Below are 24701 nucleotides of genomic sequence, written 5' to 3'. Positions count from 1 at the left end.
AGGGACAAAAATGTCAGACAGCTATAACGATATAATCGGTCTGCCACACCATGTTTCGCAGACCAGACCACAGATGTCACGCCGTAACCGCGCGGCGCAGTTCGCGCCCTTTGCGGCTCTTACGGGCTATGACGAGGCTGTGAAGGAGTCGGCTCGCCGCACCGACAGCAGGGCGGAGCTCTGCGACGACGATGCAGCGGAGCTGAACAAAAAAATACAGCTCATAGGGGCGCGTATCGCCTCTGAGCCGTTCTGTGAAGTGACCTATTTCGTCCCCGACAAGCACAAGGCAGGCGGGGAGTACATAACAGTTTCGGGCAATGTCCGCTTCATAGAGGAAGCCACGCGGCAGATGGTGTTCTGCGGCGGTCTCAGGATACCTCTTGACGATATAGTGGGCATAGTCCTGTAAAAAGAGCAACAGCCCTACCTCCGCCCAATCGGAGATAAGACTGTTCTGATCTGCCCTCTTACAAAAGGAAGGATAGCAAAAAGGAATTACTTACAATATATCACAAAGACCGCCTATAGTCTTTGTAGGGTGTTCGCAACGATCTCTGCGTGATACTGTATATACCCGTTGTATCGAGCTATCCTGTCGGATACGGCGGGTACAGCAAACCCGAAAGCAGGTAGGGGAGTATAGTGCAGAGTCTCCCCGCCTGCGGGTCTGTTGACATGAGAGGTATTGCCGCGCTCAGCGGCTTATATTTCCGGTCAGGATCTGTTATCGGGGAAGGCTGTGATCTTGCCGAGAATGAACTGCTGTATAAGTAATGCGTCTGTAACGTTGTATTCACCGCTCATATCCACGTCGGCAGCCAGAGATGAGATATTGCTGCTGAATGTGCCGCTGATGAGCGCCCTTCTTGCTGCGATCATGTCGAAATTGTCAACATTTCCGTCGCAGTTTATATCGCCGAGGACAAAGGTGACGGGAGAGGGGCCGTCTACCTTTGTGCCTGAAACAGCGCCTATTGCCTCGTCGATATAGAAGTTTCCGGTGCCTTCCGTTGTCTCAACATAGAGAAGAAGGTCGGAAGCTCCTTCAGGGATCATGAAGTTTGTATTTGCCAGCTGCACATACTGTCCCTTCAGGGCAGTTGCCTGTGCAACGTGGGCGAATTTGGTCTCTCCCGCAGAGTCTGCGTACTGCAGTGAGAGCACGAAATCCTGTGTGGGGGTATCGCCCTCAAGGTACTCAGCGCAAACGCTGAAGCTGTACTCCTTGCCGGGCTTGAACACTTCTGTGCTGAGGGACTTCTGGAGACCGTTCCATGCCTTCTCACGGTTCTGTGAGAGGAGAGCCTCTGCGTCCTTGTAGGGGGTACGGCCGCTGAGTGTAGCCTCTGCTGCGCCGTGACCCTCCCAGCTGAAGGTGTCACCCTCAAAGGTGTCGTGGAAATAATAGCCGTTTTCATCAGGGTCTGTATTGACGGGAGGGGTAACAGGTTCGCTCGGCTGATCATTTCCACTGCCGCCCTCAAGAGTTACTACGAATGTGGAGACGCTTCTTGCGGGAAGCTGAGCCCAGAAGGAGTCTCCGCTGTATTCAAGGTTTTCGGTCTTTGCCAGGTTTTCGTTGCTTGTGGTCCTCCAGCGGTCGATATCGGAGATATTCTTTCCTACGGAGAACTGCTGTGCATAGCCATTGTCGCTGTTGTTTACGGCAACGATGGTGACCTGGTTCCTGTTATTCTTGTAAGCCGAAACGAGAACGTTTGTAGCAGGCTGCTCCGTAGCGTCGATGCGGACATCGCCGGGACGGACGAACTTGGAGAACTGTGCCATGCAGTAGCCGCGCTTGCTTATGGTGCCGTTTTCGTTCATGGGGCTGTAGTTTCTTCTGATATACCACCATACATAGGCGTTGAGGTTGCCCACAACGAGACCGTTGTGGATATTCTCGGATACCTTTATGGCTTCGGGCCAGCGCTCGTTTGAGTTTGCCTCACTGTTGGGGACATATACCTCGGTCATCCAGATCTCCTTGCCGCTGTTTTCAAGGGCAGGGAAGTCCATCTGGCTGCGCTGAGTGCCGTAGAAATGAGTGCCGAAGAGGTCGGTGTTGTTGTAAGCCGCTGAGTTATTGAGGATAGCGTTGTATATATCCTTGCGGTACTGGAAGCTCTCGGGAGACATGAGCTTTGCCTTTGTGCCCGATGTTACCTGCTTTCCGTACTGAGCGATGAAGGATGCAAGGTCATTGGCGCTCCAGTAGGTCCAGTCCGCAGCGTAGTCAGGCTCGTTCTGGACTGATACCGAGTAGAGGTTGACGCCCTTGCTCTCCATAAATTTAACATAGTTGTTCAGATGCTTTGCATAGTCAGCCCACTTATCCTTTTTGAGCTGGTACTTACCGCCTGCAACGCCGCCGTTGACGGTGTTTCTTATAGAGGCGGGAGGGTTCCATGGTGTGGCGAATACGGTAGCGCCCAGCTTCTGTGCAGCCAGCGCGGTGGGAACAGCTCTGTTCCATGAGTTGCTGTCGTCGCTGACGTATATACGGAGAATGGTGAGACCCAGCTCATCATCGCCGTTGCCGAATGCCTTCTGCACCTGAGCGGAGGACATATCCGAGCCCACCCATTCGGGAAGGTTGATACCGCCGAAGCCCCTGATAGTCTGATAGGTCTTGGACGGATTTATCGTACATAAAGATGCCGCGTCCGTATGGAATACGGGAGCCGCAGGCAGTGAGGCAGCGATAACTACGCCGCTGAGCACAGCGGAAAGAGCTGCCTTTACAGTTTTCATAATATTCAATTGTATCACTCCAAACATATAATATCCCACATAGCACCTATATTGCTATATGTTTATTATAAACAAAATATGAATTGATAACAACCTATAAAATAAATATTAGGTGGACAAAATGAGGAACTTACAAAAATTGCCCGTACTGACCATTTTTTGCGGTAGTACGGGCATTTGCACTATTGTGTCAGCTCGGAAAAAAACGAGCATTTTTATATGTTTTTGTACCTGTCTGTGACCCTTGCAGGAGGGTCAAAGCTTATATCCTCTCTCCTGGGGAGCGGACTTGGCATCGGCGCAGACTTGTCATAGGGGATACACAGATAGATGGTATCGTCACCGTCTAACTGCGCTGCACAGAGCTCCTGAGGATCGTAGGCGTCATAGCAGTAGAGGGTAGCAAAGGTGGTCTCGCCCTCGGCGTCTATGGCTTTGACTAAGTCTATGAACTCGCCGTGCTTCTCGGAGCTGTCCAGGGTGCCGATGATCCTGTAATAGATATTGCCTACGGTAAATCCTGCCGGCAGCGTGGGCGTAGTGGGGTGGTTCTCACCGCCGCTCGTAGTGGTGGCTGAATAAGCAGGCTGTGTCATGGTGGTCGCCACAACGGGCTGAGCGGTAGTGTGAGGACCTGTTATTGTAGTCATCACGATCGTGGTGGTAGTAGCCGTTGTAGTCAGTCCCCACCTTGTTGACGTAACAGGCGGCTGCGTGAATACAGGCGCCGTAGTAGTGGTTATCACGACTACCCGTGTGGTAGTCCTTGTGGTATGGATACGGGTGGTGGTAGTAGTCCTGGGTCTTGTGGTGGTAGTTATATGCCTTGATGTAGTGCGGGGCGTAGAGGTCACTTCTGCCTTTGTGGTGGTGGGAAGTGCGCCTGACTCACCTCTGTGTGTGGTAGTGGTCGTCCTCGGTGACTGTGAGGTAGTCCTTATGTGCTCCTCAGAGCCCGAAGCGGTGGTACGTGGGGCTGTAGTCACAGCCGACGGGCGCTCCTGCGCCGTGGTACGGGCTGTGGTGGAAGCCGTGGTATCAGCGGCAGACGTTGCTGCGGCTGATGTGGTGCCGCTGCCGTCAGAAGTGACTGCGGCGGCAGTTGTCGTAGTATCCGCAGATGCGGTGGTACGGGCAGTAGTCTCAGTAGTGATTCCTATGTCAGTTGAAACAGAAGTAGTCGTAACAGGTGGGACATCGTGGTAGTCTCCGTCATCGGGAGCGATCCTTCTGAGGAGATCCATTTTCCATATACCCAGGCCCAGCATGAGAACTATACAGCAGCTGAGGGCAACGGAAAAACGCTTTATGTATACAGCTTTTTTTCTCTTTTTTTCTTCAAGGTATTCATCTCTGCGCCGAAAAACGCGATCTGCGATCTTATTATAGTCTCTCATACTCAAAGCCCTCCTTTTCAAGCTTTGATCTCAGCGCAAGCTTTGCTCTGTACAGGAGATTTTCGATCTGGCGATTGCTTTTTCGCATTACAGCTGCAGCCTCAGAGTTGCTCATCTCTTCAAAAAATGTAAGATAGAGCACCTGTCTGTAGTCTGAGCTCAGGGTCTCCATAGCTCTGTGAAGTGAGATCTTTTGTTCCTCGCGCAGGTAATCCTGCTCGATACTGCGCTCATCGGAAAGGTCATAGAAGTCATCGACAGCCTTGTCCGACAGGTGTTTCCGCTTTCTCATGCCGTCAATGGCGGCATTGCGGCCTATGGAATAGAGCCATGTTTTAAAGGAGCATTTACCCGAAAATTTCGGCTTTTTTACGGCAAGCTTGAAGAAGGTGTCTTCCGCAAGCTCCTCGGCAAGGCAGAAATTCCCTGTTATGCCGTTGAGATAAAGGACCAGACCGTCGCTGAAATCGCGGATCAGGTCGGTAAGTCCTTCATCGTCACCGTTCAGGTAACGTTGATAGTTTCCTGCACCGTTATCCATGAGCGCCTCCTTTCCATAGGATGCCTCCTCTATAATATTAGACGTATGAGGAGGTGAAATCTCTCGTGATTATTTAAAAAAACCTGCAAGGACTCCTCTTGCCTCGTCGTACTCGAAGGTACAGGTGGACAGGAGGACCAGATTTTTCGCCGAAAGCTCCTCTGCGGTGACGCTGCTGTGGTACGCCGCCGTATGAAGAAGGAGCTCAGCATATTCTCTGCGGTCCTTGTCGGTGATGAATACCGTATTATATATAGGTGAGTCCGAGGGGACTGTGAGATAGGCGAAGAACTCTATCTCCTGCCTGCCCTTGTCGGTGACAAGGAAGCCTTGTCTGTGGCTGTCCATATAGGAGCTGTCCCTGTACAGACCCACGGGGGCAAACATAAGCATTCCCTCGAAATTATGTGCATAGATGATGGAAGTATACCCCGAAAAGTCTCCTGCACAGCGGCAGTCAAGGAAGGGCAGCCCGAATGGGTCGCTCTCTCTGTCAAGACCGTGGTCAAGGTAGAAGCTGTTGTCCTCGCCCTGCACAACGGGGTAGTCAATGCCGGTGTCGGGCACATAAAGCCAGCCCACGGCATCGGAGCAGACCTTCCTGACCTCCTCCACAGGGGAGGGCACAGCAGCCTCCGTGACTGTCTCTGAGCCTGTCACAGGCTGCATATCAGGGCTGTCCGCCGCAGTTGCAACGGGTATATTTTCAACGTCGGGGCGGACGCGGTCAAAAAGCTTCTCCTGCTTATCGAGAGCTGAGGTCATACGCTTCTCGGGCAGGTAGACCTCCTGCCGATAGCGGTATACCGCATAAGCTCCCGAAAACAGGAGAAGCAGTAATATCGTGATAAGTATCCCTTTTTTCATTGCTGTTCCTCAGTGCGCTTGCGGCGCTTCTTTATCAGCAGAAGCAGAGCCATTACAGCAACCAGAACTGCCGAGCCCGCGATACTTAATGCCCAGAATCTGTCCTTAGTGGACAGGAAACCGGTGTCGGGGGGCTCGAATTCTTCGTCCACAGCGGCATAGAATATCCATTTGAAGATTATCTCGCCCTCAACATGGCGGTCGCCGTTCTTGTCGCGGACTATTGTTATGCCCTTGTCGGTGACTATGCGTGAGCCCTCGTCGATATGGAGCATATCCTCATCGAGTCCCGACCACACCACGCTGCATGAGAGGGTATGGCTGTCGCCGGGCTCATAGTAGCCCAGGTCCTGTATTTCCTCGGTGAGGTCAATATTGCCCTTGCCGTTGACGTTGCCTTCAAAGAACTGAACGCCGTCAAGGCTCATGGTGCAGTCCACTTCCTCCTCAAGGTCTATCTCGCCGTTTTTGGAGACGGGCTCCACATAGAAATATATGTGGTAAGCCTTGTCCTCGCGGAGGTTCATGAGCTGGACGTCCTTGGAATAGGTCTCGCCGTAGGTCATATTCTCAACGTGAAAGAAGTATTCGCCTGTGCTGCTGCTGACCACATTTCCGTCTGAATCCATGGCGGTCAGGTCTGAGGGGAGTCCCTTCACAGCTCCGTCGGGGAGCTGAACAGCTGCCGAAGCACGGGCAGACGCAGAAAAAAGGAGGAAAGAGCTGCACAGAGCAGCAATGAATGCTTTTACTCTCATGCTCTTTCCTCCTTTTGTTATGACTTATGCTTTACTATCGTAGCTTGCTGTTCATTACCAGGTAGGATTACCTGTGCCGCTGTCAACTTTTGCGCCCGATACCCAAGGTGTGATGGAATCATTCTGATATACGCCGCCCTCTGTCTTAGTCATCTGAACACTGTCAAGACCAACGGTCAGATCGTATGTAAGATTGCGGTAAGCGCCTGCCTGTACGGAATTGTCCAGTGTAGCTGCTGTGATGAGGTTGCCTGTATTTGCGCCTGCTGCCAGGAGCTTATTGTAGTAGAAGTAACCGTCAACGTTGGTAGTATCGCCTGTCAGATCCTGCTTGTATGTCCACATGGACTTGTTTGCAGAGTCGAGCTCAAGGGCGATAACGATGTCATCGTCTGTAGAAGCTGTGTCCTCGCCTGCATATTTAACGAGGATATGAGTTGCATCGTTCCAGCCTGTAGCTGCTTCCCAGGCACCTGTTGTAGCGTTCTTCTTTGAGAGAACGGAAGTAACGGCGCCTGTTACAAGCTTCTTTGTATCCTGGATCTTCACACCGGTAACGCCTGTGAGCTTTCCGTCGTCCTTAGTGCCTTTATCTTCAGGAGCAGGGGCGGGAGTGAGAACACCGTCAACAGTGATGTCGCCGTTGGCGAGCTTTGTGTTTACAAGACCGTAGTACTTGCTTCCGTCGAAGTAATAGCCCGAGTAAGCGAAGCCGTCAGTGATCTGTCTGCGGAAGATATAGAGACCCTTTACAGTAGGAGTGAACGAATTGGAATTGTTGATGGGACCTGCGGTAACGCCTGTTGCATCGGTATATGCGAGATAACCGCCTGCCTGGAGGAGTATGCGCTCAGCATCTGTGAGCTCAACAGCATCTGATAAAGTGGGCTCAGTGCCTGTAGTATAAGCGATACCGTCGCCAAGCTGAGTACCCTGGAGGGCGTGCTTGAGGTCCAGTCTTACGTAAGCGTCGATGTTTCCTGTGTTAACAGCGGAAACGTCCTTGTTGATCTCCTGTCCGGGGAGCCATTTCTCGGGAGGAGTAAATGTTTCGGTAATGGAAACGCCGTAATCGGCGGCTGCCGTCAGGCGGTTAGTTACTTCATCGCTGGAAGTGAACCATGCAAAGGTGCTGCCTGCTGCGATAACAGAGGCTATCCCCAACGCGCCTATCAGGACCTTTTTATCCTTTTTATTATCCTTTGTGTTTTTCATAACTTGCACCTCTCTTAAAAATTTTTTATGTTCACTCCGTCTTATCCGCAGATTTGGTCTCTTGCGGAGTATTGACCTTTTCCTCACCCTTGGGGGCGAGATACATATTGAGCAGTCTGAAGAATATCCACAGCAGTATTATGAGGGCTGCTACCAGATACCATCTCAGCTGCACGAAGCGGACGATATATCCCAGCTTGGGGATACTGAACTTCACGCTTCCGATAACTCTTGCCTGATCTATAAGCATTGCGTCTTCGGTGTCGTTGGCATCGCCCTTTGTCCTGAAGCAGGTAACGCCGGTGCCCTCATAGTTTTCCAGCTTCTGGGTAACTCTGTGGGTAAGGTAGGCGTCCGAGCTGCTTGAGGGATTGAAGGTGATGACATCGCCCACATTTATATCCGAAGCATTCTGGAGCTTTACGAATACCATATCGCCTGTCTTATAGGTCGGACTCATTGAAGGAGTCAGTACGGTGTAATACCTGTAGCCGAAGAATGATTTATTGGGGCTGTGATCAGCCGCGAACATTATAGCCGCAACGATTATCCCTATGGCGAGCAGGTATATAAACAGCTTCTTTATCAAGCTGAACACCCTGTAACCCGAACTCGGCTCGGGCACATTATTCGCTTTTTCGCTCATAGCACTCTCCTTCCGAGAATGATATAGTGTAACTCTTATTAAAGAAAAAGTATTATCTTTACTGTAATAATATAATACCATATAATCATTATATAGTCAAGTAAAATGCGAAAATTTCGCCGAATTGCATAGTGGAGAAAAAAACTCACCATTTTTGTAGAAAATAACAGTTCAAAGGACGCGAAATCCCCTTACCGAGGAGAAATTATGGTAATTTTTGTGGAACAAATGGCAATATTCTTAACTTTTGGTGTCATTTTTTGCTGTATTTTGATGATCTGTTCAGTTTTTGCTCTCTTGGTTGACTCCATTTGTGAAAACTGTTATACTAAAAGTACGGAATATCGTCAAAAAATGAACTTCAAGTGCAAAAATGAGGCACAAAACTTTAAGATTACTTTAAGACTATTTTAAGATTGAAAAATTATCATTAAGACAAGATCTGAACGGAAAACGTGCAAAAACTCAATAAAAACATGGAAAATCACATATGGAGGGATATGTAATGATCAGACGAACAGCAAAAAGAACAGGAGCAGGCATTATGAGCCTGGCGCTCCTTCTCGGTGCGGCAGGAATGATGCCCGCACCAAAGGCAGCGGCAGCAGGCTCGGTAACTATCAATGAGGTCTGCCCCAAGAACAGCACTTACCCCGCACCCGACGGCGGCTTATACGACTGGATAGAGCTCTACAACGGCTCGGGCAGTGCAGTTGACATAAGCGGCTGGGGCATCACAGACAAGGAGGATACTCCCTACCGCTTCACTATACCCTCGGGTACAGTGCTCCAGGCAGGCGAGAGAAAGATCTTCTTCTGTGACGGTACAGCAGGCGAGACCAACAGCAGTATAGCTCCCTTCGGTCTTTCCACCAGCGGCGAGGTACTCACTCTCACAGACGCTTCGGGCAGTATGGCTTCACAGATCACCTTCGGAGATATGGCTAAGGATACATCCTACGGACAGTATCCCGACGGCAGCGGAGATTACTTCGTTCTGGCAGCGACTCCCGGGGAAGCAAACAGAGCTCCCGAGGGTTCAAACGCAGTAAGGACACCTTCCTTCTCTGCCGAGAGCGGTTTCTATAACAGCGGCTTCTCACTTTCCATCGACGTTCCCGAGGGAACAACAGTTTACTATACACTTGACGGCAGCGATCCCACATCAGCTTCCGAAAAGTACACAGGTCCTATCAGCGTAAAGGATATGACCAGCGAGCCCAACAAGCTCAGCGCAAGAACAGACATCACAGCTTATACGGATATACTCGCTCCTGCCGAGGGCGTTCTCAAGGCAGCAGTAGTACGTGCGGCAGCAGTTGACGCTCAGGGACGCACCAGCGAGATCATCACAAAGACTTACTTCATCGGCTCCACAAACGTGGACAAGTATAAGAATATGAAGGTCATCTCTCTCGTTACCGACCCCGCTAACCTTTTCGACTATGAAAAAGGTATCTATGTAAAGGGCAAGGTATATGACGAGCAGAACGGCGGAGGCGCCTGGACCATGCCCGGCTGGGGCGGTCAGCAGCAGCCGGGTCAGCAGCCCGGACAGCAGGATCCCAACCAGGGACAGCAGGGCTGGAACCCCGGTGCATGGGGACAGCAGGACGGTCAGCAGCAGGGCTGGGGCAACTTTGACTTCGGCGGTGCAGGCAATCCCGTGGCTATGGCAGATGAAGGCGACCAGCAGCAAGGCGGCTGGGGCGGCTTCGATATGGGAGGCGGCGGCTTCGGCGGAGGCGGCTTCGGAATGGGCGACTTCGCATTCATGTCACAGGCCAACTACAACCAGAAGGGCGCTGAATGGGAGCGTCCTGCCAATATTGAGATCTTCGAGAACGGTCAGAGCGTAGTTTCCCAGAACGTGGGCATCAGGACAAAGGGTGCAGCTTCCCGTGCATGGGCACAGAAGAGCTTCAACGTCTTTGCACGTATGGACTACGGCAAGGGCGAGGTGGAGTATGACCTCTTTGAGGGCAAGTCCACAAAGGAGAAGAACGGCAAGGTAATTGACAAGTTTGACGGCTTCACCATCAGAAACGGCGGAAACGACAACATGGCAGGCTATTTCCGTGACTCCGTGAACCAGGCTCTCGTGGCTGACAGAAACAACATGGCTACTCAGGCTACCAGCGAGTGCATACTCTTTATCGACGGCGAGTTCTGGGGCATCTATCAGCTTATGGAGAAGTATAACTCCGACTATTTCAAGTCACACTACGGCGTTAAGAAGAACGACGTTGCCTTCGTAAAGAACGGCAAGCTTGAGGAGGGCAATGACTCCGACCTCAGCGACTGGAACAACCTGCTCAACCAGATCTCCAGCGCAGATATGACCAATGAGGCTACATATAAGCAGTTCTGCGAGAAGCTTGATATGCAGAGCTATATTGACTACTTCGCAGCACAGATCTACTGGGCTAACCATGACTGGCCCGGCAACAATACTGCTGCATGGCGTGCAAATACAGTAGACCCCGAAAATCCCTATGCAGACGGCAAGTGGCGTCTGGTGCTCTTTGATACCGAGTACAGTGCCAACCTTGCCGATAAGGTAAGCGAGACAGGTCCTACCTACAACAGCTTCAGCCAGTTCGGCGGCGGCGGAGGCTTCGGCTTCGGTATGGGCGGAGGCGGACTCAGCGGCTCATTCACCTCACTGATGAAGAATGCAGAGTTCAAGAAGCAGTTCGAGCTGACATTCATGGACCTTGCAAACTATAACTTCGATACAAAGAAGACCACAGCTGCTATCAACTACTACAAGGGCTTCAAGCAGCAGATAGTTGATACCTATGAGCGTTTCCCCTCATCGAAGAACACTCACAATGCTCAGACCTTCGATCAGGATTATCAGCTCCTTGAGACATTCTACAACACAAGATACAGCAACGTAACAAGTCAGATGAAGAGCTACATGGGTCTCCAGGGCAGCCTTGCATCAGTTACCGTAAACAATGACGGCTCAAAGGGCTCGATAAAGTTCAACACCATCAACCTTGACGACTCACTCAGCACATGGACCGGAAAGTACTTCACAGACTATCCCGTGACCGTAAAGGCTGAGGCTAAGGAAGGCTACTCCTTCGACCACTGGGAGGTAACAGGAGCAACTGTGTCAAATACAAGCTCCGCAGAGATCACCGTTCCCGTAAGCGAGGGCGTCAGCATAAAGGCAGTCTATGCCGCAGGCGGTTCACCTGCTCCTCAGACTACCACCACTACAACAACAGCTCCCGTAGTAACAACAACTACAACTACCACAACAGCTCCCGTCGGCAACGTTGTTTACGGCGATACCAACTGTGACGGAAAGGTAGAGCTTGCAGACGCTGTACTCATAATGCAGTCTCTTGCAAACCCCGACAAGTACGGCACAAAGGGCAATGCCGAGAAGCACATGACCGAACAGGGCTCAAAGAACGGCGACGTTGACAAGTCCACACCCGGACTCACCTCCAACGACGCACTGAAAATTCAGGAATATCTCCTTGGAAAGCTCACCTCACTCGATTAATTACCGGAAAGGGCTGCACAGATGTTGTGCAGCCCTCTTTCGTTTATATTCAGTTTCTTACCTCGGTGTAGTAGTACACCGCAAGCTGTGTCCTGTCACGGAGCATAAGCTTGTCCAGGAGGTTGCTTATATAGTTTCGCACCGTTCCCTCGCCCAGGAACAGCTCTCCTGCTATCTCCTTGTTGCTGAGACCCTTTGCCACCAGCTCCATTATCTCACGCTCCTTGTCGCTTATGCCGTGGGCGGCGAAGTCGAATTTGTCCTTGGGCTTCATGAGCTCGGGGAGCTTGGTGATTATCTGGTCTCCGAACACGCTCTGACCGCCCATGACGGCTTCAAGAGCAGGGACGATACCCTCGAAATCCTGTTTGAGTATATAGCCCTTGGCTCCCATGCTGAGGGCTTTTACTATGTATTCATCATCGGAGAAGGTGGTGAGATAGAGTATCCTTGCCTCGGGGAACTCTCTCAGTATCAGCTCTCCTGCCTCAAGACCCGTCATGCCCTCCATGCGTATATCCATGAGCATGACGTCGGGCTTGTGGGTGCGGTAGAGCTCAGGTGCCTCGGCCCCGTCAGAGCCCATGGCAGCCACGGTGACCTTTCCCGTACTCTCCAGAATGGTTTTCAGCGACAAAGCCACCAGCTTGTCGTCATCTATAACTACGATGTTCATAATAACTCCTCTCTGCTGTCTATGATTTGGGAATGGACATGAATATCCTGAAGCCCTCGGGTGAGGGTGTGAAGCTTATCCTTCCTCCCAGAGCGGCTGCACGGTCACGCATATTCTTGAGACCTATGCCGCTTTCCTTTATCTCCGAGCAGCTTCCGTTGTCCTCCATCACCAGCTGGCAGAAGGCGGGATGCTCGCGGACTATGAGCTTTATGCTGTCTCCGTTTGAGTGCTTCACGGCGTTGGATAGTCCTTCCTTGATGACGCCGATGATACACAGCTTTATATTGCCTGCCAGGTATTCGCTGACGTCGCAGTCGAAGGAGACGGTGAACTTGCCCTCCACTGACTTGAGGCTGTCCTCCACCACCTTTTTCAGGTCTATGGAGTCATCGTGGAGGTCGTGGACGCTTGCCCTTATGCTTGTCATAGCGGAGTCAAGGGTGTCGCGGAGACTTTCCAGGGGCTCGCGGAGCTGCTCGTCCTTGTTGATGACGATGAGGGCTCCCGACTGGAGCAGGGAGCGTGTGAGCATATGCCCCACATTGTCATGTATCTCACGGGCGATACGGTTTCGCTCTTTCAGTGTGGCGAGGTGTATCTCGTTGTCCTGAGCCTCGGCGAGGAGTATATTCTGCTGAGCCAGCTGCTGGTTCTTGCCTGCCACCTCATCGCGGAGGTCGGTGAGCTTGGTGACGGTCTGCTCCAGACCCGATACTCTTATGTATATTATGACAGCCACCGCAGCGGCTGCAAGGGTTATCATTATCTGTCCCGCGGTGAGACTGCTGAGCTTTATGAGAGCCAGAGCCGCAGGGGCGGTAAGCCACCATTTCTTCTCCCACAGCGCGTCATAGAGGAGCAGTGGCATGGTGCAGAGGGTGACGGGGAATGCTCCGCAGAGCAGTGAGAAGCCTGCTATGAGCACAGCCGCCGCCACAGTGCCCGTCAGCAGCTGTACCGCGGTGGAGACTGCAATTGCTGCCAGTATTATAATGACGGGAGCCGTAAAGCTGTCAGCCATGATCAGGCTCATCAGACATATGAGCAGTATAGCCAGCTTGTCTATAAGTCGGTTCAATCTCACACCACCTTTATATGTAGTTGAGAGTTGAGAGTTTACAGTTTAAAGTCAGAACGCTCACCTCTCCGATTATTATGATTATATTTGCTCCCCGAACTCAGTTCGGGACAATACATTAATTATATCACGGCATGGAAGTATTTGCAAGTGACATTTGCAAGGATGAAAATGTGACAAATGTCATTTCCGAAACTGACTGGGGACACTACAAAAGGGGACTTTTCTGAGGTATAATAAGGACAGTGAAAAACACAAAGGGAGGAATCCGATATGGAAAAGAACGTTGTTAAGATAAATGACCTGGTTAAGCGCTACGGCGACCTCATCGCCCTGGACCACTTCAGTCTTGAGATAAAGGAGGGAGAGGTCTTCGGACTTCTGGGACCCAACGGCTCCGGCAAGACCACTACAATAAACTGTCTGCTGTCGCTTCTCGCCTTCGACAAGGGCGAGATAGAGATATTCGGAAAGAAGATGACCCCCGTCAGCTATGACATAAAGAAGGAGATAGGCGTTATCATGCAGAATGTGGCAGTTTTTGATGAGCTGACCGTGTATGAGAACATCGACTACTTCTGCGGACTCTACATCACCGACAAGGCAAAGAGAAAGCAGTGTGTGGAGGAGGCTATAAAGTTCGTGGGACTTGAGGACTTCCGCAAGTTCTATCCCAAGAAGCTGTCCGGCGGACTTCTCCGCAGACTCAATATCGCCTGCGGCATTGCCCACAAGCCGAAGCTCATAATCCTTGACGAGCCCACAGTCGCCGTTGACCCCCAGAGCCGTAACCGCATACTTGAGGGCATACAGGAGCTCAACCGAAACGGCGCAACAGTCATATATACCTCCCACTACATGGAGGAGGTAGAGCAGATATGCACCCGCATCGCCATCATGGACAAGGGCAGAAAGGTGGCAGAGGGCACCAAGGACGAGCTGAAGCGCATGATAAAGAACACCGAGACCATTACCATAGAGATACTTGAGCTCCCCGATGATGTCCGCAGGGAGGTATCGGGACTGCCACACGTTTACGATGTGAGCTTTGAGGACAGCAAGCTCGTCATCAGCTGCTCTGGCGGCAAGCACAACCTTATAAGAGTGCTCGATGTGCTCCAGAAGCGAGAGCTCAGCTTCGGCAGAGTATACACAGAGCTCCCCACACTCAACGATGTGTTCCTTGAGATAACGGGCAAGGCTCTCAGAGACAAGGAGGATTGACAATGTTCCTGCACATACTGAAATACGAGCTGAAAAACGGTGTCCGCACAAAGGACCTCATCATCTGGCTCATGGTCTTTCCCATAGTTCTCGGCACTTTCTTCAAGATAGCCTTCGGAAGCGTTTACAACAAGACCGAGAAGTTCAGTGCCATACCCGTTGCGGTGGTGGAGGAGAACGAGAACCCTGCATTCAGACAGGTGCTTGATGGGATAGAGAGCGCCGATGAGCCATTCCTGAAGGTCACCTACGCCGACAGGGCAAAGGCTGAGGAGCTCCTGGACAGCGGCGATGTTGAGGGCATAATAAGCTCCGCAGACAAGCTGGGGCTGACGGTAAAGCAGAAGGGACTTTCCCAGACCATGCTGAAATCCTTCGTGGAGCAGTACACACTCCGCGAGAAGATAGCAATGGATGCAATACAGACCTCTCCCGAAAAGGCACAGGAGATAATATCCTCACTTATGAGCGGCACGGTATCATCGTGCAGGGAGATACCACTCACACAGGGCAATCCCGATATGTACATACAGTATTTCTACAACCTCATCGCCATGGTGGCATTGTTCGGCTGTATGACGGGAATGCACGTTACTATGCAGAATCAGGCAAATCTCTCCGCTCTCGGAGCAAGGAACAACTGCTCGCCCGCACCCAAGCTGGTGACCATTCTTGCCTGCCTTACGGGAAGCTTCATATTGCAGACGATATGTATGCTGCTGTGTGTCACATTTCTTGCGTTCGTGCTGAAGGTGGACTTCGGCGACAGACTGCCTCTTGTATATCCTGCGGCTATACTGGGCGGCATAATGGGTGTATCCTTCGGCTTCTTCGTAGGCTCTGTGAGCCACATGAGCCAGAAGACAAAGACAGCGGTACTCATGTCGGCATCAATGCTGCTGTGCTTCCTCAGCGGACTCATGGTGGGAGACCTTAAAGGCACCATAGCTCAGAAGGCTCCATGGTTCAACGATATAAATCCTGCTGCGGTAGTTTCCGACAGCTTCTACTGCCTCAATATCGACGAGGACTACACACGCTTTATCACAAAGCTCATAACAATGGCAGTCATAACCGTTGTATTCATAATGCTCGGCTTTATCATATCAAGGAGGAAGAAGTATGCAAGTGTTTAAGACCATGTTCAAGGTAATGAGGAGCAGGATCCCCTCAGCCATGATATACATAATCATATTCCTTGCAATATCCGCATTTGTCACCAGCCAGTCCACCAAGGACAACAAGTTCGAGATGAACAGGCTGAAGGTATGCGTATTCGACGAGGACGACACTCCCGAGAGCCGCGCACTTACGGAATTCATCGGAAAGCACAATGATATAGTTGAAATAGATAATAACAGGGACACCATCACCGATTCGCTGTACTACAAGACAGTGAACTACGCACTCATCATCAACAAGGGCTATGCAGAAAGGCTTGCCGCAGGGGAAACGGCTGAGCTTTTCGGCAGCTATCACATGGACGAGAGCTATTCCGTGGTCTATATGAGCAAGATGCTCGACGAGTACACAGGCTCCGTAAAGGCATACCTTGCCATGGGAAAGAGCCTTGAGGAAGCTGTCTCCGCCACAGAGGCGGCAATGTCTCAGGAGACAGAGGTAGAGATGCTGAGAGTTGACAAGGGGGGCGACTCTCACTTCAGCGTGGACTTCGCACAGTACTTCGAGTTCATGCCTTACATACTCATCTCCGTAATTATCAGCATAGTCAGTCTTGTTCTGGTGACCATGAACAAGAAGGACATACGCTACCGCACGAACTGCTCATGCCTGAAAAACTCAAAGTACACCTTCCAGCTCTTTTTCGGAAGCTTCCTGTTCGTGCTGTTTATATGGCTCATATTCATGGTTGCGGGAACTGTCTTCAATAAGGAGATGTACACAGGCAGAGCGTGGCTTGCAGTGCTCAACAGCTTCATATTCTCCATGGTCGTAGCAGCTCTTGCGGTATTCATAGCCAGCTTCGAGCCAAAGGACAATATCCTCAACCTTATCACACAGGTTCTGGGACTGGGAATGAGCTTCTTCTGCGGCGTGTTCGTGCCCATGGAGATACTCAGCGACGGAGTCCTCTCCGCAGCGAGATTTCTTCCCGCGTACTGGTACGTCAGGGCTAACCGCATGATAAGCGAGGAAGACGCATTCAGCTCCGAGGGCGTTATGAAGTGTATGCTGATAGAGTGCCTGTTCATCGTGGTACTGGTACTCATGACGATTCTGGTGCGCAGACTGAGATACAGCAGCGCATCCATCGGCTCCGCCGTAAAAAAGGCAGCAGCCTGATGTAAGTTGAGAGTTTAAAGTCAGGGGCGGCACTCTTGCCGTTCCGAATGTTGAATATAAAAATGGGACACCGTGTAGGTGTCCCATTTGTTACACGGGCGGCGGAACGCCGCCCCTACAAAAAAAGAGCGCACGATCGTGCGCTCTTTTTTTTCTTATAACTAAGCACTAAAACCTAAGCACTTCTCAAAAGCCCAGCTTTTCCTTGATAATGCCGCAGACCTCTTCCTTGTGCTGCTGATAGTAGAAGTGACCGCCGGAGAAGGGATATACCTGACAGCTGCCGCTTGTGAACCTGCTCCAGCTGTTCATATCCACGCTCTGCATAAGAGGGTCCTCCTGACCGTAAAGCACGGTTATATCGCAGCCGAATGTGACGTCCTCGGGGGAAGCGCTGTAGCGTTCAGCCATGCGGACATCGGTGCAGAGGATACGGTTGAGGGTCCTCATCAGTTCCTCGTCGGGGACGGGAGCGGCTGTGGACAGGGAGTTTGCCGAGAAATAGGAAACTATCTCCTCATCTGCGGCTTCCTCCACGTTCTCGAAGCAGTGAACGTCCTCGTCGGGAGGATTTTTGCCTGAGAGGAAAATGTGCTTGGGAAGCGCCAGACCCTTTTCCTTAGCCTGCCTTACCAGCTCTGTGACCAGCACCGTACCCATGCTGTGGCCGAAAAGTGCGTAGTCCTCTCTGAGCAGCTCAGAATGCTTTTTAATGAGGTCCTCCGCGCAGCCCTGTACTGTGTCGAGGAGAGGCTCAGAGGAGCGTGTGAAGCGTCCTGAGAGCTCCATAGGCACAACTGTCAGCTCCTTTGGAAGAAATCTCTTGAAGGAGCTGTAGCTCTTTGCGGAGCCCCCTGCATGGGGAAGAAAGAAAAGTATCATATCATTCCTCTGTGGGAGTGCCCTTTTCGTTGAGAAGGTCGAAGATCTCGCCTACCTTGCTGATGGAAGCCACCAGTGAAAGGGGAACATTGAGCTTGAATGTCTCTGTTATCTCGGAGCCGAGACCGAAAAGTCCCAGTGAATCGAGGAAAAGATCGTCATAAACGTCGGTGTCTCTTGTGATCTCCTCAGGGGCAACGCCTACATAATCGGAGATAGCCTGCTTGAATTCATCAAAATTAAGGTTATTCATTACTTATACTCCTTTTTTCTCAGATATTTGAACTGTATCTTGCCGATGTCCTTGGGTATCTCCTCAACGAGGACGACCTTGTCGGGCACCTTGTAAGCGGAGAGCTTGCCATCGAAGTACTTAGCAATCTCGCCTCTTGTTATCCTCTCATCGCCCTTGGGCTGGATGTAGGCAACGATCTGCTGACCGATAACGGGATGGGGCTCGTCTGTAACGGCTGCGGCTGCGACCTTGGGGTGAGTAAGGAGGCAAGCCTCAACTTCCTCGGCGTGGACCAGGTTTCCGCCGCGCTTGATGATACGCTTGCTTCTTCCTGCGAAACGTACTATGCCGCCGGGGAGCCTGTTTACAAGGTCGCCTGTGCAGAACCAGCGGCGTCCCTGATCGTCTGTGAGGATCTTCTCAGCGGAGAGCTCGGGATTGCCGAAGTAATCTGTGATAACACCGTCTGTGTATACGCAGAGCTCGCCGATCTCGCCCTCGGGAACATCGTTGTGCTTCTCGTCGATGACGCGGACGTCAGTGAAGCTGAGCTTGCGGAAGTCGCTGGGGTCTGTGCCTGCGTCTCTTGCAGAGTCCCATACTACCATGGTGCAGGTCTCTGATGAGCCGATAACGTTTACAACGCGGATGTGGAGCTTCTCAACGAAGGTATCGGCTATCTCCTTGGGGAGAACTTCTCCTGCGAAGTAGCAGATACGGACGCTTGAAAGGTCATACTTGTCAAAATCGGGAGTTGAGAGCAGCACCTTTGCCAGAGTTGAGGTGAGCTGGATAATATTTATCTTGTATTTCTGAACAGTTTCAAGGAATGTGATGGGGTTGAACTGAGGCTGATACATAACAGTACCGCCCTTGAGCACCATCTGCTGACCCATGCCGAAGCCGCCCTGATGATAGAGGGTCATGCCCAGCATCATTACATCGTCGGATCTGAATTCCAGGTATGTACCCATATCCTCCTGTGTGGACAGGAAGCCGCCCGAGGGAACGGACAGTATCTTGGGAGTGCCTGTGCTGCCTGATGTGCAGGCGAGAGACATGGTGTGGAGATACTCGGGATCGTAGATCTCACACTCATTGCTGCCGTACTCAGCCATGAACTTCTCGGCGGAGATATAGCAGCTGTCCTGAGGGATAACGCTGTCATCGGCAAAGCAGATGACCTTCTGAAGAGCTATCTGTGAAGGAACGAGGTCGCTTACAGCGGCGATGATGTTGTTGTTCCTGTACTTCTCTGTGATGAACATTACCTTTGAGGTGGTAGCGGGAATGAGCTTTGAGAGCTCCATAGAGCCGCTCTGGGGGTCCATGGGAACAGGCTGTGCGCCTATTCTTACAGCTGACCAGAATACCAGATACCACTCAATGCTGTTGGGCATACAGATGCCCACCTTGTCGTCCTCGCCGATGCCCATTTTCTTCAGGGCAGAGCCGAGAACGGCTGTCTTTTCCATGAACTGGCTGTATGTCAGCTCATTATCGTCTATTCTCAGCACTACCTTGTCGGGAGTTTCCTGAGCAAAGCGGCTGTAGTAATCAAAAAACTTCTTTGACATTCTTATTTTCCCCCATTAAGTCTTGCAGCGATAAAGTCTGCTGCGATGTGCTTTACCCAGTGATACTGCTCACCAACGGGCATAGCGTGCATGATGGTCTCCTCAGAGACGTAAGCGGGCTTATCCTCGATGTGTATGCACTCCTTGTAGCCCTTTGCCTTGTCAAGGAGTTTCTGTGAAGCCTCGGGAGTCATCCAGTTGTCGTCGCTGCTGTATACCATGAGGAAATCGGACTTGTGAGTGCCCTCCTCAAGCTTTTTCATACCCTCAAGGTAATCGTCGCTGTACTGGTAGGAGCTCCACTTGCCGCGCTTCATCCATACGGGGATGCTGTCCTGGTCGGCGAAGTTCATAAGGAGCGGGAACAGGCTTACGCAGACCTTTGCGTTCTTGCGCTTTACTGTTGAACGGAAGGCATAGCCGCCGCCCATGCAGAGACCGAAGTTGCCCAGGTTAGTGCTGCTGAGCTTGTCTGTGCTGTCGATGAACTTGTATATGCCCTCGAAGGCTGCCTCTATCTGCTTGCCTCCGCACTTGATGCCGTTGTGGATGATGGCACCGCCTGCACCGGGCATATCGGGAGTGATAACTGCGATACCTCTTTCATTGAGGGGAGCAGCCAGCATCTCCAGCTCCTCCTTGCAGCTTCCGATACCGGAATATGTGAGAACTACGGGATAGTCCTTCTTTCTTCCCGAGTCGGGGTAGTGTATGTAAGCGGGGAGCTTGCCGAACTTTGTATCTATCTCCACATACTGGATCTTGTTCTTGCAGAGCTTGATATAGCGCTTGTAGCTCTCCTCAAGACCGCTGTAGATCTCTCTCTTGTGCTCAACGTCCTCGATGTTTATCATAAAGCAGGCATAATGGCACTGTGCCACCATCTTTGCATACTCTCTTGCAGAGGTCTTATTGCCTGCTGCCTCAGCCTTGTCGCGGAGCTCGGCATAGCGGTCTATCTTGGCGTGCCACTCGTCGAGCCATACGCTCTGTATCTGCTTGCCGCTCTTTACCTTGATGCTGTCGATCTTCTTGAGGATATACTCCAGATCAAAGGGATCGGCACCGTAGAGCAGTGAACGTGTTGCCACGGGATTGAGAAGGTCTCTGATTGCCCATTTCATATTTATCTTTTCCTTTCGTTACAATGTCAGCCTGTATACCGCCACGCGCCCTCGCGTGTCATTTCCGTGAACTGCATATATATGCGGTATGGGTCGACTTTGGTATGCTTCTGTATGAGACTGAGCATCCTGTCAGCCAGCTCCTTGAGGAAGGCAGCCTTGTCGTCTGCGTACTCCTGAGGGAGAATGTATCTGAACTCTGCGAAGAATACTGTATCCTCGGAGCGGTTCATGTACATTGAGCAGTCGTCCAGCATTACCATGATGGCGGGCAGGGGCTTTTTAAGTATCTCAGCTAGCTCTGTTGCAGCCTCGTCCAGGAAAGTGGTCCTGGCGGCAGGGGAACTGAACCTGAAATTAGTCTTCATCTGTGCTATCGGCATGATTATTTATCCTTTCATCGGAGCTGAGCGACTCAGCCCTCGTATCTCTTGAGTACCAGTGTGGCGTTGTGGCCGCCGAAGCCGAAGGAGTTTGAGATAGCAACGTCTACCTTGTGCTCCTGTGGCTTGTTGGGAACGTAATTGAGGTCAAGCTCCGGGTCGGGCTCGTCATAGTGGATAGTGGGAGGAACGAGACCTGTCTCGATAGCCTTGATGCAGGCAATAGCCTCCAGAGCGCCGCCGGCGCCGAGAGTGTGACCGATAGAAGCCTTTACTGATGACATGGGAATGTCGTAAGCCCTCTTTCCGAAGACCTCCTTTACAGCCATAGTCTCATAGAGGTCGTTGAGACCTGTTGATGTTCCGTGAGCGTTGATGTAGTCAACATCGTCGGGGGTGAGACCTGCGTTGTCCAGAGCCATTCTCATGGACTCAGCCATGCCTACGCCGTCGGTCTTGGGAGCTGTCAGGTTGAATGCCTCGCCGCACATTGCAGCGCCTGCAAGCTCACAGTATATCTTAGCGCCTCTTGCCTTTGCCGACTCCTCAGACTCAAGGATAACGGTGCCGCCGCCTTCGCCCATGATGAAGCCGTCACGGTTCTTTGTGAAGGGACGTGCAGCTGTATTGGGGTCGGGATTTACGGACATGGCGAGAAGCTGATTGAATCCGCTTATTACAAGGTGTGTTACTGTATTCGAGATACCTCCTGCGACTACCATATCGCAGAGTCCCGATTCGATGAACTGCTTGCCGAGAGCGATAGCATACGCAGATGAAGCGCAGGCGGTGCTCACATTGAAAGCAGGTCCTGTGAAACCATATCTTATAGAAACGAGAGCGGGGAGCTCATTGGGCATTTTCTTCAGCGTGATGTTGAGGGGCTTTTCAAGCTCATAGTCCTCATAGGAGTTATCGATAACTCCGTAGATAACGCCGACTCTGCTGCCGTCATAGCTTGCAATATCCACTCCGCAGTCGGCAACAGCCTCACCTGCGGAAGCAAGACCCATTCTTGTTGTGGTAGTTGTAGCGTTGAGCTGACGCTTTTTCCAGTACTTTCCTGCCTCTGCCTCAAAGGAGTCGTCCACCTCGGCAGCAACAGTAGTATCATGGTTATCGAGAGGGATACGGGTGATAGTTCTCATTCCGCACTTGCCGGAAATGAGCCCGTCCCAGTAATCTGCGGCGGTATTGCCAACAGAGGTCACGGCACCGATGCCTGTGATAACAACTTTTTTCATAATTTTACCTCATATCTCCATCAGTATTACTTAAAGAGCGCATCCCATGCACTCTTGTCCTTATGTAAATACGAGCCGAAGCCTGTCTTTGCGCCCAGCTCATCAAGAGCTGCGAAAAGTGCCTCTGCACCGTATTTCTCGTAGTAGAAGGCAGGAGCCTCGGCAAGTCCGAGAGTGTCCTGCACCGCCTCTGTAAGAACGGCGGTATCGCCGCTGTAATCATTTGCGGCATTGACTGTTTCATTGAGTATCAGGGCTGCCATATAAAGAGCAGCCTTTCCGCAGTCTGCGCCTGTTGCGCTCTCACGCTCAGCCATGAAGTCAAGGAAGCTGAGAGTTTCCTTAGGGCAGCCCTCTGCCAGCCAGCCGTTCATCTTTTCACAGCCGTAGCCCAGAAGTCCCTTGTTGCGCTCTATGCGGAAGTTATCGGGGCTGCCTGCCATGAGTCCGAGACCCACGCTGTCCAGCACCTCAAAGGGATTTGCAACGGGGAACATCTCCTCCAGAGCCTTTCCCACCTCGGGCACGGAAGCGCCGAAGCTCTCTCTCAGATAGATAGCGTGAGAGACCATGCAGGCGAGTATCTGGTTGAGATAGATGTGGTATTCACCGGAGAATACTATGGGCTTCTTGCCCGCAGCCTTTACCAGCTGTGCAGCCTTCTCTGCGGAAGCCTCCGATGTCTCGGGGAGCACATTCAGCTCCACGAAGCCTGTGAGCTTCACGGGGTAGAAGAAGTGCAGACCGAAGCAGCGCTCCTTGTGAGGGATATCCGCGAATACCGAGGGGATATCCAGTGATGATGTATTCGACAGCAGCAGGCAGTCATCAGAGACAGCTGCGGCAGCCTTTGCAAACAGCTCCTTCTTGGCATCCATGTTCTCAAAAACGGCTTCTATGACAACGTCACAGCCGCTGAGAGCGGAGGTATCGTCGGTGAATACGAAGGAGTCCTTTTTGAATTCGTACTGTTCCTCGGTGAGCTTCTTGCGCTTCAGGCTCTTGCCGAGGGTCTTGAGAACGGCTGCGGTGTTCTCCTCGGCGCCGAAGAGGTCGATGACCACGAACTGCGCGTCGGGGAGCTTGTCAAAGAACAGGGAAAAGATGTCCTTTCCCATTTTTCCGTAGCCCACTATTCCTATTTTCATATTTATGCCTCCCTGCTTTTCTTGTAGGAGTCCATGTACTCCTTATAGCGTGAGGGGTCAAAGTCTCCGAAGTTTGCGGAGATGTACTCGATGAGGCTTACAGCCTCGGGAACGCCCTGCTTCTTGTCGGCGAAAATATCAGCCCAGCCGAGAGCGAATGCGTCGTCAGCGGAGATGAGCTCTCCCGACATAACGAGGGTGTATGCGTTCTGAGTGCCGCATATCTCGATAGTTCTTGCAACGCCGCCGAGAGCGGGGAGAATGCCGAATGTGGATTCGGGCTGACCTACTCTTGCGTTCTTCTCTATCATCCTGTAGTGGCTGTTGACAGCTATCTCGCTGCCTGAGCCGATACAGAAGCCCGTTACCACGCTTACCACGGGGAACGGGAGCTCTCTCAGGAAGGTGAAGAAGTGCTTCTGTCTGATGTGACCCTCGGGGAGCACTCCTGTTGAGTCGTCGTAGGTCTCGTTTGCGGAACGGTCGGCAAGAGCGTCAACGTCGGCGCCCACGCTGAAGTGGCGGCCTGCGCCCTTGATAATGAGTCCCTTGTATTTTCCTGCGGCAGCCTTTTCCTCTATCTCAGCCATGACTGCTTCGTATTCCTTGAAGAAGTCTGCTGTCATGAGGTTGTTGCCGGGCATATTCATGGAGAGCGTCAGGATGCCGTCCTGCTCCTCCAGTATCATACCGTTATTTTCATTCATTGGAGTTACCTCCGTTCTTGTCAGCCATCAGTCGGTAGAAGGCTCTTGACTCTGTGGCAAGTACTTCCTCCGCGGGAGCTGTACGCGCCTTGATGAAGCAGGCGTTTATCTCCCTTATCTGCTTTTTTGTCTTGTCCTTGTAAAGCTTTGCAACGTACTCGTCAGCCTCATCTGCTTTAACTGTCATATCGGCAGCGGAAGCCAGCTCATCGCTGATGTCGCCGTCAGATACCACAGCAGACATGAAATCAGCCTCACGAAGGAATCTTGCTGCCTCAGCCTTTTCGCTTTCGTCATTGCCGAGAGCGGTGTTCCCGTCGGCATAGATGAGCAGCAAGCAAGGCTCGCCGAGCTGCTCTCTTTCCTGTGAGAGCTGATACAGCGAGCTTAACTGACAAACTTTTGTCACGAT

The 24701-nt window shown here is 51.7% G+C and carries 23 protein-coding genes; 5 read left to right on the top strand and 18 right to left on the bottom strand.

Features of this window, described 5'->3' with window-relative positions; genetic code table 11:
• The first annotated feature begins 10 nt into the window (after positions 1–10).
• Positions 11–412 carry a hypothetical protein gene (locus T488_RS0116415; RefSeq protein WP_028521755.1) on the top strand — a complete coding sequence of 134 codons (402 nt, stop codon included), beginning with the start codon at positions 11–13 and terminating at the stop codon, positions 410–412.
• Between the two features lie 305 nt (positions 413–717).
• Here T488_RS0116415 and T488_RS19470 read toward each other — a convergent pair whose 3' ends face one another.
• From T488_RS19470 to T488_RS0116380, 7 genes are all read right to left on the bottom strand, one after another.
• The gene (locus T488_RS19470) at positions 718–2757 is read right to left on the bottom strand and encodes a carbohydrate binding domain-containing protein (RefSeq protein WP_155267244.1); all 2040 of its coding nucleotides are present in this window, start codon (positions 2755–2757) and stop codon (positions 718–720) included.
• Positions 2758–2972: 215 nt separating this feature from the next.
• Positions 2973–4154, bottom strand: a complete 1182-nt coding sequence (locus T488_RS0116405; RefSeq protein WP_028521754.1) for a hypothetical protein — start codon at positions 4152–4154, stop codon at positions 2973–2975.
• Positions 4141–4695 (bottom strand): RNA polymerase sigma factor, encoded by a 555-nt coding sequence (locus tag T488_RS0116400; protein ID WP_028521753.1) that lies wholly within the window; start codon positions 4693–4695, stop codon positions 4141–4143. Before T488_RS0116400 ends, T488_RS0116405 begins: the two co-directional genes overlap by 14 nt.
• A 69-nt stretch (positions 4696–4764) precedes the next feature.
• Positions 4765–5562, bottom strand: coding sequence for a class B sortase (locus T488_RS19095; RefSeq protein ID WP_051536534.1), 798 nt, complete (start codon positions 5560–5562; stop codon positions 4765–4767).
• The gene (locus T488_RS0116390) at positions 5559–6320 is read right to left on the bottom strand and encodes a hypothetical protein (RefSeq protein ID WP_028521752.1); all 762 of its coding nucleotides are present in this window, start codon (positions 6318–6320) and stop codon (positions 5559–5561) included. Before T488_RS0116390 ends, T488_RS19095 begins: the two co-directional genes overlap by 4 nt.
• Before the next feature lie 54 nt (positions 6321–6374).
• Positions 6375–7535, bottom strand: coding sequence for a BsaA family SipW-dependent biofilm matrix protein (locus tag T488_RS0116385; RefSeq protein ID WP_028521751.1), 1161 nt, complete (start codon positions 7533–7535; stop codon positions 6375–6377).
• A 31-nt stretch (positions 7536–7566) separates the two neighbouring features.
• Positions 7567–8181 carry a signal peptidase I gene (locus T488_RS0116380; protein ID WP_028521750.1) on the bottom strand — a complete coding sequence of 205 codons (615 nt, stop codon included), beginning with the start codon at positions 8179–8181 and terminating at the stop codon, positions 7567–7569.
• 505 nt (positions 8182–8686) lie between these two features.
• Between T488_RS0116380 and T488_RS19090 the strand changes: the two genes are divergently transcribed.
• Positions 8687–11704, top strand: a complete 3018-nt coding sequence (locus T488_RS19090) for a CotH kinase family protein (RefSeq protein WP_051536533.1) — start codon at positions 8687–8689, stop codon at positions 11702–11704.
• A 49-nt stretch (positions 11705–11753) separates the two neighbouring features.
• On the opposite strand, the gene T488_RS0116365 is transcribed toward T488_RS19090, so the two are convergent.
• Together T488_RS0116365 and T488_RS0116360 are read right to left on the bottom strand one after the other, a co-directional pair.
• Positions 11754–12380, bottom strand: coding sequence for a response regulator transcription factor (locus tag T488_RS0116365; protein WP_028521747.1), 627 nt, complete (start codon positions 12378–12380; stop codon positions 11754–11756).
• Positions 12381–12399: 19 nt separating this feature from the next.
• On the bottom strand, positions 12400–13461 hold the full coding sequence (locus tag T488_RS0116360; RefSeq protein WP_028521746.1) for a sensor histidine kinase: 1062 nt from the start codon (positions 13459–13461) through the stop codon (positions 12400–12402).
• A 273-nt stretch (positions 13462–13734) separates the two neighbouring features.
• On the opposite strand from T488_RS0116360, the gene T488_RS0116355 reads away from it, so the two are divergent.
• From T488_RS0116355 to T488_RS0116345, 3 genes are read left to right on the top strand one after another with little or no spacing between them, the layout of a single operon-like run.
• Positions 13735–14685 carry an ABC transporter ATP-binding protein gene (locus T488_RS0116355; protein WP_028521745.1) on the top strand — a complete coding sequence of 317 codons (951 nt, stop codon included), beginning with the start codon at positions 13735–13737 and terminating at the stop codon, positions 14683–14685.
• A 2-nt stretch (positions 14686–14687) separates the two neighbouring features.
• Positions 14688–15821 (top strand): ABC transporter permease, encoded by a 1134-nt coding sequence (locus tag T488_RS0116350; protein WP_028521744.1) that lies wholly within the window; start codon positions 14688–14690, stop codon positions 15819–15821.
• A complete protein-coding gene (locus tag T488_RS0116345) occupies positions 15808–16989 on the top strand; it encodes an ABC transporter permease (protein ID WP_028521743.1) in 1182 nt (393 codons plus the stop codon). The genes T488_RS0116350 and T488_RS0116345 overlap by 14 nt, the downstream gene beginning before the upstream one ends.
• A gap of 186 nt (positions 16990–17175) precedes the next feature.
• Here T488_RS0116345 and T488_RS0116340 read toward each other — a convergent pair whose 3' ends face one another.
• Genes T488_RS0116340 through T488_RS0116300 form a run of 9 tightly spaced genes read right to left on the bottom strand, consistent with a single transcriptional unit; the run spans position 17176 to position 24698 of the window.
• A complete protein-coding gene (locus T488_RS0116340; protein WP_028521742.1) occupies positions 17176–17871 on the bottom strand; it encodes a thioesterase II family protein in 696 nt (231 codons plus the stop codon).
• Position 17872: 1 nt separating this feature from the next.
• The gene (locus T488_RS0116335; protein WP_028521741.1) at positions 17873–18124 is read right to left on the bottom strand and encodes an acyl carrier protein; all 252 of its coding nucleotides are present in this window, start codon (positions 18122–18124) and stop codon (positions 17873–17875) included.
• Complete coding sequence (locus tag T488_RS0116330; protein WP_028521740.1) at positions 18124–19683, bottom strand: class I adenylate-forming enzyme family protein; 1560 nt, start codon at positions 19681–19683, stop codon at positions 18124–18126. Before T488_RS0116330 ends, T488_RS0116335 begins: the two co-directional genes overlap by 1 nt.
• A gap of 2 nt (positions 19684–19685) precedes the next feature.
• A complete protein-coding gene (locus T488_RS0116325) occupies positions 19686–20807 on the bottom strand; it encodes an alpha/beta hydrolase (protein ID WP_028521739.1) in 1122 nt (373 codons plus the stop codon).
• A gap of 26 nt (positions 20808–20833) precedes the next feature.
• Positions 20834–21190, bottom strand: a complete 357-nt coding sequence (locus T488_RS0116320) for a hypothetical protein (protein WP_028521738.1) — start codon at positions 21188–21190, stop codon at positions 20834–20836.
• Positions 21191–21222: 32 nt separating this feature from the next.
• The gene (locus tag T488_RS0116315) at positions 21223–22434 is read right to left on the bottom strand and encodes a beta-ketoacyl-[acyl-carrier-protein] synthase family protein (RefSeq protein ID WP_028521737.1); all 1212 of its coding nucleotides are present in this window, start codon (positions 22432–22434) and stop codon (positions 21223–21225) included.
• 26 nt (positions 22435–22460) lie between these two features.
• Positions 22461–23582: a 3-hydroxyacyl-CoA dehydrogenase family protein gene (locus T488_RS0116310; RefSeq protein ID WP_028521736.1), complete on the bottom strand. Its 1122-nt coding sequence runs from the start codon at positions 23580–23582 to the stop codon at positions 22461–22463.
• Positions 23583–23584: 2 nt separating this feature from the next.
• Entirely contained in the window at positions 23585–24289 is a 705-nt protein-coding gene (locus T488_RS0116305) for an enoyl-CoA hydratase/isomerase family protein (protein ID WP_028521735.1), read from the bottom strand.
• Positions 24282–24698: a hypothetical protein gene (locus T488_RS0116300; protein ID WP_196243342.1), complete on the bottom strand. Its 417-nt coding sequence runs from the start codon at positions 24696–24698 to the stop codon at positions 24282–24284. The genes T488_RS0116305 and T488_RS0116300 overlap by 8 nt, the downstream gene beginning before the upstream one ends.
• Positions 24699–24701 lie beyond the last annotated feature (3 nt).

The organism is Ruminococcus flavefaciens ND2009 (assembly GCF_000621785.1).
GTDB classification, from domain to species: Bacteria; Bacillota; Clostridia; order Oscillospirales; family Ruminococcaceae; genus Ruminococcus; species Ruminococcus flavefaciens_C.
Note: the sequence above shows the minus strand (reverse complement) of the source record. Positions and strands in the feature narration are given on the sequence as shown.

What these genes read in the sequence shown, in the direction of transcription:
- T488_RS0116415 (WP_028521755.1), top strand. Translation starts at nt 11, where the DNA reads ATGTCAGACAGCTATAACGATATAATCGGTCTGCCACACCATGTTTCG.
- T488_RS19470 (WP_155267244.1), bottom strand. Translation starts at nt 2,757, where the DNA reads ATGAAAACTGTAAAGGCAGCTCTTTCCGCTGTGCTCAGCGGCGTAGTT.
- T488_RS0116405 (WP_028521754.1), bottom strand. Translation starts at nt 4,154, where the DNA reads ATGAGAGACTATAATAAGATCGCAGATCGCGTTTTTCGGCGCAGAGAT.
- T488_RS0116400 (WP_028521753.1), bottom strand. Translation starts at nt 4,695, where the DNA reads ATGGATAACGGTGCAGGAAACTATCAACGTTACCTGAACGGTGACGAT.
- T488_RS19095 (WP_051536534.1), bottom strand. Translation starts at nt 5,562, where the DNA reads ATGAAAAAAGGGATACTTATCACGATATTACTGCTTCTCCTGTTTTCG.
- T488_RS0116390 (WP_028521752.1), bottom strand. Translation starts at nt 6,320, where the DNA reads ATGAGAGTAAAAGCATTCATTGCTGCTCTGTGCAGCTCTTTCCTCCTT.
- T488_RS0116385 (WP_028521751.1), bottom strand. Translation starts at nt 7,535, where the DNA reads ATGAAAAACACAAAGGATAATAAAAAGGATAAAAAGGTCCTGATAGGC.
- T488_RS0116380 (WP_028521750.1), bottom strand. Translation starts at nt 8,181, where the DNA reads ATGAGCGAAAAAGCGAATAATGTGCCCGAGCCGAGTTCGGGTTACAGG.
- T488_RS19090 (WP_051536533.1), top strand. Translation starts at nt 8,687, where the DNA reads ATGATCAGACGAACAGCAAAAAGAACAGGAGCAGGCATTATGAGCCTG.
- T488_RS0116365 (WP_028521747.1), bottom strand. Translation starts at nt 12,380, where the DNA reads ATGAACATCGTAGTTATAGATGACGACAAGCTGGTGGCTTTGTCGCTG.
- T488_RS0116355 (WP_028521745.1), top strand. Translation starts at nt 13,735, where the DNA reads ATGGAAAAGAACGTTGTTAAGATAAATGACCTGGTTAAGCGCTACGGC.
- T488_RS0116350 (WP_028521744.1), top strand. Translation starts at nt 14,688, where the DNA reads ATGTTCCTGCACATACTGAAATACGAGCTGAAAAACGGTGTCCGCACA.
- T488_RS0116345 (WP_028521743.1), top strand. Translation starts at nt 15,808, where the DNA reads ATGCAAGTGTTTAAGACCATGTTCAAGGTAATGAGGAGCAGGATCCCC.
- T488_RS0116340 (WP_028521742.1), bottom strand. Translation starts at nt 17,871, where the DNA reads ATGATACTTTTCTTTCTTCCCCATGCAGGGGGCTCCGCAAAGAGCTAC.
- T488_RS0116335 (WP_028521741.1), bottom strand. Translation starts at nt 18,124, where the DNA reads ATGAATAACCTTAATTTTGATGAATTCAAGCAGGCTATCTCCGATTAT.
- T488_RS0116330 (WP_028521740.1), bottom strand. Translation starts at nt 19,683, where the DNA reads ATGTCAAAGAAGTTTTTTGATTACTACAGCCGCTTTGCTCAGGAAACT.
- T488_RS0116325 (WP_028521739.1), bottom strand. Translation starts at nt 20,807, where the DNA reads ATGAAATGGGCAATCAGAGACCTTCTCAATCCCGTGGCAACACGTTCA.
- T488_RS0116320 (WP_028521738.1), bottom strand. Translation starts at nt 21,190, where the DNA reads ATGCCGATAGCACAGATGAAGACTAATTTCAGGTTCAGTTCCCCTGCC.
- T488_RS0116315 (WP_028521737.1), bottom strand. Translation starts at nt 22,434, where the DNA reads ATGAAAAAAGTTGTTATCACAGGCATCGGTGCCGTGACCTCTGTTGGC.
- T488_RS0116310 (WP_028521736.1), bottom strand. Translation starts at nt 23,582, where the DNA reads ATGAAAATAGGAATAGTGGGCTACGGAAAAATGGGAAAGGACATCTTT.
- T488_RS0116305 (WP_028521735.1), bottom strand. Translation starts at nt 24,289, where the DNA reads ATGAATGAAAATAACGGTATGATACTGGAGGAGCAGGACGGCATCCTG.